9 protein-coding genes are annotated in these 12,289 nt (G+C 70.9%); 5 read left to right on the top strand and 4 right to left on the bottom strand.

Translation table 11 applies throughout. From position 1 onward, the window contains the following. Positions 1-31: 31 nt before the first annotated feature. On the top strand, positions 32-1,027 hold the full coding sequence (galE, locus tag P6897_RS12350; protein WP_282501360.1) for a UDP-glucose 4-epimerase GalE: 996 nt from the start codon (positions 32-34) through the stop codon (positions 1,025-1,027). 4 nt (positions 1,028-1,031) lie between these two features. Here the strand turns inward: galE and P6897_RS12345 are convergent, their stop codons facing one another. From P6897_RS12345 to P6897_RS12330, 4 genes are read right to left on the bottom strand one after another with little or no spacing between them, the layout of a single operon-like run. Beyond that, the gene (locus P6897_RS12345; RefSeq protein WP_282501359.1) at positions 1,032-2,000 is read right to left on the bottom strand and encodes a glycosyltransferase; all 969 of its coding nucleotides are present in this window, start codon (positions 1,998-2,000) and stop codon (positions 1,032-1,034) included. Between the two features lie 10 nt (positions 2,001-2,010). Next, entirely contained in the window at positions 2,011-3,357 is a 1,347-nt protein-coding gene (locus P6897_RS12340) for an O-antigen ligase family protein (protein ID WP_282501357.1), read from the bottom strand. Next, positions 3,354-4,802 (bottom strand): O-antigen ligase family protein, encoded by a 1,449-nt coding sequence (locus P6897_RS12335; protein WP_282501356.1) that lies wholly within the window; start codon positions 4,800-4,802, stop codon positions 3,354-3,356. Before P6897_RS12335 ends, P6897_RS12340 begins: the two co-directional genes overlap by 4 nt. A gap of 35 nt (positions 4,803-4,837) precedes the next feature. Continuing rightward, positions 4,838-6,262, bottom strand: coding sequence for an O-antigen ligase family protein (locus P6897_RS12330; RefSeq protein ID WP_282501354.1), 1,425 nt, complete (start codon positions 6,260-6,262; stop codon positions 4,838-4,840). Between the two features lie 71 nt (positions 6,263-6,333). Between P6897_RS12330 and manA the strand changes: the two genes are divergently transcribed. From manA to P6897_RS12310, 4 genes are all read left to right on the top strand, one after another. Then, complete coding sequence (manA, locus tag P6897_RS12325) at positions 6,334-7,503, top strand: mannose-6-phosphate isomerase, class I (protein WP_282501353.1); 1,170 nt, start codon at positions 6,334-6,336, stop codon at positions 7,501-7,503. 147 nt (positions 7,504-7,650) lie between these two features. After that, a complete protein-coding gene (locus tag P6897_RS12320) occupies positions 7,651-7,971 on the top strand; it encodes a WhiB family transcriptional regulator (RefSeq protein WP_023955405.1) in 321 nt (106 codons plus the stop codon). Between the two features lie 89 nt (positions 7,972-8,060). Next, positions 8,061-10,901 carry a glycosyltransferase gene (locus P6897_RS12315; RefSeq protein WP_282501352.1) on the top strand — a complete coding sequence of 947 codons (2,841 nt, stop codon included), beginning with the start codon at positions 8,061-8,063 and terminating at the stop codon, positions 10,899-10,901. After that, positions 10,898-12,289, top strand: a complete 1,392-nt coding sequence (locus P6897_RS12310) for a DUF5719 family protein (RefSeq protein WP_282501351.1) — start codon at positions 10,898-10,900, stop codon at positions 12,287-12,289. Before P6897_RS12315 ends, P6897_RS12310 begins: the two co-directional genes overlap by 4 nt.

Raw genomic sequence — 12,289 nt, 5'->3', positions numbered from 1 at the left:
CATCTTCCGGCGGCTCCGATAGGATCGTCCGATGCGGCTCGATGCTCCGAAGGTGTTGATCACGGGTGGGGCCGGTTACATCGGCGCCACCGTCGCGAGCGCCTGCCTCGACGGCGGACTCATCCCGATCGTGGTCGACGATCTGTCGACGGGCCTCGAACGCCACGTCCTGAATCGTCACTTCTACCGCGGCGACATCGCGGATGACGGCGTCATCGACCGTGTGCTCGATGAGCACGGGGACCTGTATGCGGTCATACACTGCGCCGCCCGTGTCGTCGTCCCCGAGTCGGTCGCCGATCCATTGGCCTATTACGCCTCGAACGTGGCGGCGAGCGTCGCGCTGCTGCGGCGGCTGAGCGACCGCGGTATGAGCCGTTTCATCTTCAGCTCCTCCGCGTCCGTGTACGCGGAGGTCGAGGGCGGGGTGACAGAGGACGCCCCGCTGCATCCCGCGAGCCCCTACGCCCGAACGAAGGCCATGACGGAGCAGATCCTGGCGGATGCCGCTGTGGCCGGCCAGATACGCGCGATCAATCTGCGCTACTTCAACCCGGTAGGCGTCGACCCGCAGCTGCGCACCGGCCCCACCTCGCGGCACCCTTCGCACGTGCTCGGTCGCATCATGGCGGCCGCCGAGGAGGGATCCGCCTTCACGATCACCGGCAGCGACTGGCCGACGCGGGACGGTTCCGGGCTACGCGACTTCGTCCATGTCTGGGACCTCGCGCGTGCACATGTTCAGGCCGTCCGCCGGTTCGACGCAATCGTGGACGACGAATCACCCATCGTCACGCTCAACGTCGGCACCGGTACCGGCACCACCGTGCGCGAACTCGTCGACGCCTTCGTACGGGTCACCGGCGTCGAGGTAGACGTCCGCATGGGTGAGCGAAGGCCTGGTGATTCCGCCGGCGCATACGCTGTCGTGGATCGCGCACGCCGGCTGCTCGAATGGCGAGCGGAGCGCACCGTCGACGAGGCGATCGCCGACGCGTGGGCATGGACCCGCGCGCAGGAGGACTAGGGGACTACGCGGCCGGCTGATCCACCAGCGGCTGCATCGGCCGCCACGTGCGGTCACGGGCGATGCGCCGGCCGTCGCGGAGGCCGCGGAAGAGATTCGAGGTGCCTCGCACGGTGCGCTCGACGAGGAAGAGCCGGATGAGCTCCTTGCCGAAGGTCAGCGTCGTCCCGAGGCCGAACAGCACCGGGTTGTAGACGCCCTTCGTCCGGTAGTACTGCTTGATGTGCGCCCGGTTGCGCATGATGTAGTACCGGTAGGCGTCGCTCGAGGCGTTCATGTGGCGGATGCCCATGTCCCACTGGCGGATCTCGCGCGTGCGGCGCAGGACGAATTCGTCGACGATGACCGACGTCGTGATTCGCGAGGCGAGCCAGCCGTAGAGCTGGTCGTCCCAGTAGATGAAGAAGCGCGGGTCGGGCAGTCCGATGCGGGCGACGATGTCGCGGTGGATGAACATGCCCTCGAAGCAGCCGGAGTTCATCTCCTTGTACCCGGACTCGCCGAAACCGGCGGGCGCGAAGGGGATGGGGATGCCCATGCGTTCGGCGATGCGGTACTGCCAGTAGAACTCGCTGCCGTCGTAGTCGTACCGGCGACCCTGAATGCTGCGGAACCGCGGCGCCCAGCGTCCCATCTTGGCGAGCCCGTCGGGCAGCACCTCGACGTCGTCGTCCATGAGCCAGATCCACTCGGACCCGAGCTCATAGGCCACGCGCACGCCTTCGCTGAATCCGCCGGATCCGCCGGTGTTCGTCTCGAGGCGCCGGTACACGAGCTCGGTGCCCAGTCGATCGCGGAACGACTCGACGACCGCGGTCGTGTCGTCGGTCGAGGCGTTGTCGATGATCACCACGCGACCGGGCTTCGGGTCCATCCGGACGACGCTCTCGAGCAGCCGCGACAGAAGCGCGGAGCGGTTGAAAGTGACGACGGCGATGGTCGCCGATGTCGGGTCGAAAACCTGCGCGCTCACCGGCCCGATCCTACCGTGCGATGCCGTGCGTTCCCGTCGAGGTGTCGTCGGGCAGCCCGGCGGCGGGCGATCCCGGCCGCGCGGCGTCCCGGATGTTCTCGCGCCACGACTTCGATTGCCCGGCTCGCAGCGCGCAGAGGACGAGCATCAGCCAGCCGTACCCGTGGAGGGGGAAGCTCTCGAAGAGGGCGTCGACGAGGACCGTCACGAGGATGAGGGGAGTCCAGGCGTAGAGGATCGACCGGCGTTCACTCGCGACGAGCCACGCCCGTCCCAGGGCCAGTCCGGCGAAGGCGATGAAGATGAGCAGACCGACCCACCCGAGCTGGAGCACGACGTCGACGTACGCGTTCAGCGCCGAGTTGTGGCGGTCCCCGAGCGCGAAGTTGATCGCGTTGAAAGGGAAGTCGGTACGCGACCACGGCCCGAACCAGCCCCATCCGCGCACCGGCTCGACGCGAACGAACGAGGCGACCTGGTCCCACAGCTCGGCCCGGATCGAGAAGTCCGTCCCGGCTCCGATCCACGCGATGATGCGCTCGCGCAGCAGATAGCCGACCATCGCGCTGACGATCACGGTGGCACCGAGCACGGACTGGACGGTGCGTCGGAGTGCGTGTCGGGTGCGACGCACGAGGCCGAGTGCCGCCGTCGCGACGGCCGTGGCGACGGCGAGGACGAGGACGGTGGGGGAGTCGGAGAGTGCGGCGAGGAGCGCGGCCAGCACGGCCGAGAACAGCGAGACACCGGTTCGCACCGACACCGTGCGCCACTCGATGTAGAACGTGATCAGTGCCAGGACCGCGATGAAGCCGAGGGAGTTGCGCGTGCCGAAGATGCCCTGAACCGGCCCGAGAGCGGCGATGTCCCCTTCGATGCCGAGGAAGGTGAACGGCATGTCGAAAAAGACACCCGAGAGCAGCTCGAGCAGGAGCGACAGCACCAGCAGCACCCGGAAGACGTCGGCCAGCGCGCGGACCGTCTGCAGGGTGTCGCGCGTGTTCGCTATGACGACGGCGAGGAACGCGATCGCCGCGAGCGCGAGCCAGCCGCTGACGGTCCCGGAGGTGTCTGTCGTCCACGTGACGCTCGCGAGGGCCCAGCCGAGGAACAGCACGAGGGTCGATGGGATGAGGCGCACGAGGGTGAACTCGCGACGGCGGACCAGCAGCACGGCCGCGCCGACCGCGCACAACCCCGCGATCACGGTGAACCAGGTGACCCGGCCCGCGGTGCGGTCGACGAGGTGCTGAGCGAACACCGCGGCGATCGCCGTGTGTGCGAACGCCTGCGCGAACGCCGCGGAGTCGAGGGTGCGGACGACCCAGGAGGCGGACAGCCCGGGCGGGGTCGTCACGCCACGCCTTCGACGGGCGCGCCGCGCTCGATCGGGGCACCGCCCTCGAGGGGCCACGCGGCAGCGAGTGTCGAACGACGCCGGACGGGTGTGCCGCGAACGGAGGCGGGGGCCTGCTTGATGGCGAAGGCGAGCATCACGAGCAGGAACCATCCCCAGTTCAGCAGAGGCGACGACTCGGTGATGCTCTGGACGAGAAGGATCGTCGCCACGAGCGCGGGGATCAGCAGGAGGCGCGACCGCGGTTCCCGCTGGGCGCCGGGGCGGGGGATGCGGCCGAGCGCCAGGAACCATGCGCGCCAGGTGAAGGCGCCGAGGGCGACGGCGAACAGCACCACGCCCACCACCCCGAGCTGCATGGCGACGTCGAACCAGGTGCTGTGCGCTTGCATCACCGTGACGCCGCGGTCGACGATCCAGCCGTCGAAGAAGGGATCCGTGGGCACCCACGGCACCGAGTAGCCCCAGCCGATGATCGGGCTCTCGGCGAATCGCTCGCCCACCGTCGCCCAGATCTCCTTCCGACCGCTGAGGTCGGAGGAGCGTCCGAGCATCTCGAACAGGGCTTCGCGGACGAGCCACAGGGTCGTGATGAGGGCGACGCCCGTGACGGTGAAGACGATGTAGAGGATGCGGCGGGTGCGCGCTGTGCGCGCGCGTCGCATGAGCAGGACGACCACGATGACGATCGCGATGGCGATCGCGCACATCGCGGCAGTGGCCGACGAGCCGCGCCAGAAGCAGAAGGCTGCCAGCAGCGTCCACACCACCAGCGGGCCCCGGCGGCCGGCGCGGGTGTTGATCTGCAACCCGAAGACGACGAGTCCGAGCAGCGCGATGTAGGCGAGCGAGTTCGCGTTGCCGAAGATCCCCTGGATGCGGTCATCCGTGAAGAGCTTGTCGCGAGACCAGAACATGATCGGGTCGCCCGTGAAATCGGGCCCCGGGCGGACGAAGCCCGGGAGGATCGGCCCGCGCCAGATGAGCGAGACCCACAGCTCGAAGGCCAGGGAGAGCGCCAGCATCCACTTCACCGCCGCAGCGATCGCCTCGATGATCTGACGTCCCGTGAGGACGGACGCGACGAAGATGGCCTGCGCGGTGGTCGCGAGCAGCAGCGCCAGCGTCATGGCGGTCGCGCGCGGCCATTCCGTCCACAGCAGCGAGACCACCGCCCACCCGACGTAGGCCAGGGCGAACCACGGCAGGCGGCGCCAGCGGCGGCGGGGTCGCTGAATCAGCCAGATCGCCGCTGACACCGTCGTCGTGACGGCGACCACGACGGCCGAGCCGCCGACCCCGATCGCCATGAGCCAGGCCGTGCCCGCCATCGAGGAGGCGATGATCAGGGTGCACCAGGCTCGCACGAGCCGGAGCGGGAGGCGCCGCGGCGATGAGGTCGTCGCCGCATCCGTTCCGGATTCCCCGCGCGTATGACTGGCCATGATGCTCTCAGATTAGCCGCAGGGGCTGAGAGCCATCACGTACCCCGGAGCGCCTCCGGCTGCTCGGGAAGGCGGTCGCCCTGCTCCGCGTCGAGACGTTGCTCGGCCGGACCGCGCCCGACGAGCGGGGCCTGCTTGATCTTGAACGCGAACAGGATGATGAGGAACCATCCCCAGTTCAGCAGCGGTGCCGACTCGGCGAGCCCCTGGACGAGCAGGATGGTCGCGACGAGGGAGGGAACGAGCGTCAGAGCCGTATACGGGCGATCGGCCACGAGGTCCCACCGGGGCCGATCGACGGCGAAGAACCAGGACCGCCAGACGAACGCCAGCAGGGCGAGCGCGATGAGAGCGACGCCGATGAAGCCGAGCTGGAGCGCGACGTCGAGCCACATGTTGTGCGCCTGCATGACGCTGACGCCGTGGTCGACGATCCAGCCGTCGAACGCCGGGTCCGACGGAACCCAGGGGGTCGAGTAGCCCCACCCGATCAGCGGCCGCTCGGCGATGCGCTCGCCGACGGCGTCCCAGATCCGCTGACGTCCCGTCAGATCGGACGAGCGGCCGAGCAGATCGAACACCGTGTCGCGCGCGAGCCCCACGACGGCGCCGCCGAGGCCGGCGACGACGAGGTACATGACGTAGAAACGCGTGCGCTCGCCGGGGCGGCGCGCGGTGCGCATCAGCAGGATCGTCACGAGCACGACCGCCACAGCGATGGCGCACAGGAGCGCGGTGGCCGAGGCCGCCCGCCAGAAGAGGGAGACAGCGAGCGCCGTCCAGAGCCCGAGCAGGAACCTGCGCGGCGCGCCCGATGCCATTCGCACGATGAAGACGATGATCGCCAGGAGGGCGATGTAGGCGAGGGGGTTGGCGTTGCCGAAGATCCCCTGCAGGCGGCCGCCGTTGAAGAGGTTGTCGCGTGACCAGAGGGTGATGGGGTGGCCGGCGTAGTCGGCATCCGGTCGGACGAAGCCCGGGAGGATGTCACCCCGCCAGATGAGGGCGACCCACAGTTCGAACATGATCGACAGGGCCAGCATCCACTTGAGCGCCGCCGCGACCGCGCGCAGGATCTCGCGCCAGGTCAGCACCGCGCCGACGAACATCGCCTGCACGGTCGTCGATACGAGCAGCAGCAGCGTGAGCTCGGTGGCACCCAGCCACGCGGACCACAGCATCGACATCACGGCCCACGCGACGTAGGCCAGCGCGAACCACGGCAGGCGGCGCCACTGCACCCGCGGCCGCAGAGAGACCCAGAGGACCGTCGACACGAGTCCGGTCGCGACGACGACGACGCCTGCGACCGCCGGGCCGAACGCCATCAGCCAGCTCGTGCCGGCCATCGACGCGGCGATGACGAAGACGCACCACGCCCGCAGGAGGAGATGCCCGGTGGTCTCTCGCGCGGGCGCCGCGGGAGGCGCCGAGACGGGGTGGCGTGAGTAGACGGCCATGGTGCAGACAGGCTATCGCGGCGGCGCGTCCGGCACCCGATCCGACGGTGCCCGCGCTCTAGGCTGGGCTCGTGCTGATTCCGATCTCGAACATCGCCAGAGACTACGCATGGGGCTCCCAGACGCTCATCGCCGAGCTGCAGGGTCGCGAGCCGTCGGGGGAGCCCGAAGCGGAGATCTGGTTCGGTGATCATCCGGGCAGCCCGTCGCGCGTCGACGACGGCACGGGACGCCCGCTTGACCTCGCCCTGTCCGAGGCTGGGCTCGAGCCGCTTCCCTACCTGCTGAAGATCCTCGCGGCGGCGACATCGCTGTCGATCCAAGCGCACCCTTCCCGAGAGCAGGCAGCCGTGGGATTCGCGCGCGAAGAGGCGGCGGGCATCCCGCGGGATGCCGGGGACCGCCTCTACCGCGACGAGAATCACAAGCCCGAGATCATCGTCGCCCTCTCGGAATCGTTCCGCGCGCTGGTCGGATTGCGGCCGATCGCCGACACCCAGCGCCTGCTCGCCGCTCTGGGTGAACGTGCGGGCGTCGTCGCGTTGGCCGCTGCGCTCACGCCGACCGACGCCGAGGACGAGTCTGCGGCGCTCCGCCGCGTCATCGGATGGGCGCTCTCCGGCGAGGCATCGGATGTCGTGACCGACCTCGCCGCTGCGCTCGATCGATCCGTGGGGGCGGGCCGCTCGGACTCGGACTTCGCCGCCGAGACGGCCGTGCTCAGCGAGATCGCGGGTGCATTCCCTGGCGACCCGGGGCTCATCGTGGCGACCCTCATGAATCTCGTCGAGCTGCGACGAGGCGAGGCGCTCTTCGCGCCGGCGGGTGTGCTCCACGCTTATCAGGAGGGCCTCGGAGTCGAACTGATGGCCGCCAGCGACAACGTGCTCCGCGGTGGCCTCACGCCCAAGCACGTCGACGTGACGGAGCTGCTGCAGATCGTCAGCACCGACAGCGGTCCCGCGCCGATCGTCGAGCCCATCGAGGTCGCTCCCGGGGTGTTCGGCTATGACGTCGGCGTGCCGGACTTCCGTCTCGCGCGCGTCGAGACGACCTTCGAGGCGGTCACCGAGATCGCGCTCGCCGGCACGGCGATCGTCCTCGCGACCCGCGGCGACGTCGTCGTCGAAGCGGACGGTAAGCGCGTGGAGCTCGTGCCCGGCACGGCGGCCGTCGTCGCGGCGGCGTCCGTCGCGATCGGCGGCGCGGGGGAGGCATTCGTCGCGCAGCCCGGCGCCTAGCGAGTCGCGACACGCCGATGGAGCGTCGCGAAGCTTAAACATGGGCTTGAGGGTTTACGATCCGCGACTTGACCCAGAGGAATCACACGGGTGTAATTAATGCGAGACACGCGGCTCGCGTGCCGGCCGGCGAGGAGGGGACACGATATGACGGCATACCGTTCGGGCGTTCCCGACAACTGGTTCGTCGATCCGGTCAACCTGGGCGTGCCCGGTGTTCGCCGCGTCGACACCGACGGTGACGACAATGCGCTCGCCTGGCAGACCGACGCGCTCTGCGCGCAGACCGACCCCGAGGCGTTCTTCCCCGAGAAGGGCGGCTCGACCCGCGACGCCAAGCGCATCTGCACGTCGTGCGACGTCCGCGGGGAATGCCTCGAGTACGCCCTGCAGAACGACGAGCGCTTCGGCATCTGGGGCGGCCTCAGCGAGCGCGAGCGCCGCAAGCTGAAGCGTCGCGCAGTCTGACGAGCTCCGGCGGCCGGGGTCGCTGATATCGGCGAACCGCCTCGCCGCTGTCGAGCTCGCTCAGAATCGCCACCTAGGCTTGCTCCGTCATGCCCGCCCGTGTTCATGCGCTCCTGGTCGTGCGTCCCGATGGACGCGCACCGGCGGCCTTCCATCTCACGCGCACGCTCGCCGCGCTGCGCGATCAGACGCGCGCCGTCGACGCATTGACGATCGTGCTGTGCGGCGGCGACGACCGTCTGCGCGCTCTCGCGGAGGAGTCGGGTGCCGAGGTGGTGATCGCCGCGCCGTCCCGAACGGGCTTCGCTGCCGCGCTCCGGCTGGCGTCACGACGTCTCGACGGTGACGCGGTGTGGCTGCTGGCGCAGGACGTCGCGCCCGAGCCGCAGGCGCTGCAGCGGCTGGCCGCCGCCCTCGAGACGGCGCCGTCCGTCGCGATCGCCATTCCGAAGCTCGTCGAGTGGGATGACAACACGCGCATCGTCTCGCTGGGACGCTCGATGACGAGGTTCGGCGCTGCGGTCGGTCTCGCTGACGGTGAGCACGACCAGGGCCAACACGACGGTACGGACGACGTCCTCGGCGGTGATGTGCGCGGCATCCTCGTCCACACCGCGGCGTGGCGGGAGCTCGACGGGCTCGACGATGCCCTCGCCGGTGCCGACGAGGGGCTCGATCTCGGCGTGCGTGTGCGTCTGGCCGGCGGCCGCGTGGTCCTCGCGCCCGGGGCGCGCATCGCCGTCGCGCACGACGGCGTGGCCGGCCCCCCAGCACCGCGGACCACGGGCGCCCGCGCCCGCGTCACGCATGCCGCACGCGTCGCGCAGCTGCATCGGCGATTGGTTTACGCCCCGCCGCCCGTCGTCGTACTGCACTGGCTCACGCTCCTGCCACTGGCGCTCTGGCGCAGCGTCGTCGACCTCGTCGGCAAACGTCCCGCGCGGATCGGCCCGGAATGGTCGGCCGCCGTGACCGTGCTGGTCCGGTTGCGTGCCGTCGCCCGCGCCCGACGTCGGATCGCTCGTCACCGGCGCGCATCCTGGTCGCAACTGGCGTCGCTGCGAGTCAGCTCACGGGTCATGCGGCAGCGTCTCATCGAGGATCAGCCCGCCGGCGACGGTCCGCGTCGGACCGAGCTCGGCTTCTTCTCCGGCGGTGGTGCGTGGGCAGTCCTCGCAGCCCTCGTCGTCTCGATCGCGGCGATGCCCGCGGCATTGAGCTGGCCCTCCATCGGCGGCGGAGCCCTCGCTCCGCTCGCCGCCAACGCGGCCCGCGCCTGGTCCGAGGCGACGGGTGCGCAACGACCGCTCGGGTGGGAAGCGGTCGGCCCCGCTGACCCGTTCAGCGCCGTTCTCGCTGTGCTCGCATCGTTCTCGCCGACGGACCCGTCGCGCGCGCTCGTGGTGCTGTGGCTCCTCGCCCTCCCGCTCGCGGTGCTCGGCGGATGGTTCGCTGCCACGCGCGTCACCGAGCGTGCGGCGCTGCGCATTGTCGGTGCCGCGATCTGGGCACTGGCGCCGATGTTCCTCGTGGCACTGGTCGACGGGCGCCCGGCATCCGTCATCGTCCACCTCGTGCTGCCGTGGCTGGCGTTCACCGCTGCCGGCGCTCACCGTTCGTGGGGCAATGCAGGTACGGCTTCGATCCTCCTCGCCGTCGTCTTGGCCTGCTCCCCGGTTCTGTCCGCTCCCGTCGTGATCATCTGGGTCTTCGCCGTCGTGCTGTCGATGGTGCTCCGGGGCCGGCGCGCGGCGTTCCGGTGGCTGTGGATCATCCTCCCGTCGCTCGCGCTGTCGGCACCGCTCGTTCTCGCGCGGCTCCGCGCCGGAGACCCGTGGTCGCTGCTGGCCGACCCGGGGGTGCCGTGGAGCGGCCCGCGATTCGCCGATGATGTCGTCGGGAGATTCCTGTTCGCCGCCGGGTTCCCTGCGGATGCGGGGTGGGCGGCCTTCACGGGAGCCTCCGGCCCGGTGTGGTGGTTGCTGCTGTTCACCGCGCCTCTGCTCGCGCTCGCGCTCGCCGCTGCCGCGTCGACGCGTCGCTTCGTCGGAATCGTGCTCCTGACCGTCGCGGGTCTCGGAGTCGCGACCGCCTTCGCCGCGGCAGGCCTGGCAGTCGCCATCGACGGGACGACCGCGATCCCGCTCTGGCCGGGCGCCGCCCTCAGCCTCGCGTGGATCGGAGTCGTCGGCGCGGCGCTGTTGACGCTCGACAGCGTGGTGCCGGTTCGAGCGGTCCGGACGGTCGCCGCCGCGATCGCCGTCGCCGGTCTGGTCGTCGCAGCCGTCCCGACGCTGACCGCTCACGCGCGGGATGCCGCGGCCGTCGGTCGCGGCGAGACGAGCACCCTTCCCGCATTCGTGGCGGCCGAGGGGGCGAACACGCCGGGACTCGGAACCATCGTGCTGACTCCCACCGACGACGGTGTCGCGGTCGATGTCGTCTGGGGCGGCAGCGCGACCCTCGGCGGCCAGTCCTCACTCGTCACCGCGCGCACGGAGCTGACCGATGCCGATCGGGAAGCGGCGCAGGTCGCCGCCGACCTCGTCGCCGATACCGCGAACGACGTCGTAGGCGAGCTGCGCGACCACGGTGTCGCGTTCATCCTGCTCGCGTCGAACGGCGACGACGAATCCGCGGCGGCCCGCAGCACACGCCTCGCGGCGGCGACGGCGCTGGGCAGCCGCGACGGCTTGGACGCCGTCGGCTCGACGGACAAGGGCGAGCTGTGGCGCCTGTCCGGTGAGGTGGCTCCCCGGGCGGACGCGCCGGCATCCGCGCGCGCATTCGCCGCCGCAGCGTGGAGCGGCATCGCCGCGGTGTTCGCCATCGCCCTGCTGCTGGCCCTGCCCACGCGGGGCAGCCGATCGGCATCTCGGGCCGCTCCGCGTCTCGTGGGGATACGCGCGCTCCGCAGGAGGGACCGATGACCACGCGAACTGCACTCGTGACCCGTCTCGCGGCGGGAGCCGTGACCGCTGTCGTCATCGGCGGCGGCGTGATCGCTGCCGCTGCCGCGCCGTGGCCGACCCTCACGCGCGAGCCGATGTCGCTCGACGTTGTGCCCGAGGCGGCGCGCTCGGTCGCGGCGTGCGACGGGCCCCTGCTCGCGCTCGGCCGTGACGCGACGGCCGCGAGCGCGATCACCAGCGCCGCGTCGTCGACCGTCGTCGCGGCTGCCGACGGGGCCGAACCCACCGAGTACACCCTCGCTGCTCCCGACCGCGCCGACGACGGCGCGCCGCCGGCGGCCTTCTCGGCAGAGCCGACGGGAGGTCGTCCGACGGATCTCGGCGCGGCGTCGGCCGCATCGCTCGACGAGGCCGACCTGCGCGGACTCGCCGTCTCGGCATGCACGCGTCCCGCGATGGAGTCGTGGCTGGTCGGCGGATCGGCGGCGACGGGCGCCAGCGACCTGGTCCTCCTGACGAACCCGGGCGATGTCGCCGCGACCGTCGACCTCCGCGTGTTCGGCGCCGACGGTATGCAGGAACCCGTCGCGGGCCAAGGCATCGTCGTCGGGGCTCGCTCGCAGCGGGCCATCCCCCTCGCGGCTCTCCGTCGCGGCGAGCAGAGCCCGGTCGTGCAGGTCACGGCCCAAGGCGCCCCCGTCCGGGCCTCGCTGCAGTCGACACTGACCCGCACGCTCATCGCGGGCGGAGTGGACCAGATCGGTGCGAGCGCGCTCCCCGCTCCCCAGCAGGTGATCCCGGCCGTGAACGTGACGGTCGCACCCGACTCCGGCGCTTCGGCCGGAGGGCTCTCGGTGCGCCTGATGGCCACAGCGGCCGACGCAGGCGCGAGCGTCACGGTGCGTTCCGTCGCGGACGGCGGTGTGGTGTCCCAGCAGGATGACATCGCCCTCACGGCTGGCCGACCGGTCGAGCTCGAGGTGACGGGGATGCCCGTCGGCGACTACACGGTGACCGCGACCGCGGATGCGCCTCTCGTGGCGGCGGCATGGACATCGACCGACCTGGCGGCCCCTGCCGACTTCGCCTGGGCGGTGGCAGCGCCGCTCGTCGAGGCCCCCACTCTCGTCGCCGTCGCGCCGGCCCCCGGGCCGACGCTCACGCTGACGGCCGACCGCGAGACCATCGCCACGGTGACGCCGGTGAGCGGCGGAACGCCCCGGACGGTCGAACTCGCCGCCGGGCAGTCGCGGACGATCGAGGTCGAAGCCGGAACGATCTACCGGATCGATCCCGGGGCCGGCGGCATCCGCGGTTCCATCGGCTTCTCGGGCGACGGACAGCTCGGAACCTACCCGGTGGCCGGTTCCGCCGCAGCGGCGGCCGAACTCACCGTCTATCCCTAG

Source organism: Microbacterium sp. BDGP8 (assembly GCF_029991045.1).
Taxonomy (GTDB): domain Bacteria; phylum Actinomycetota; class Actinomycetes; order Actinomycetales; family Microbacteriaceae; genus Microbacterium; species Microbacterium plantarum.
This window is presented reverse-complemented; position numbering and strand designations above follow the sequence as displayed.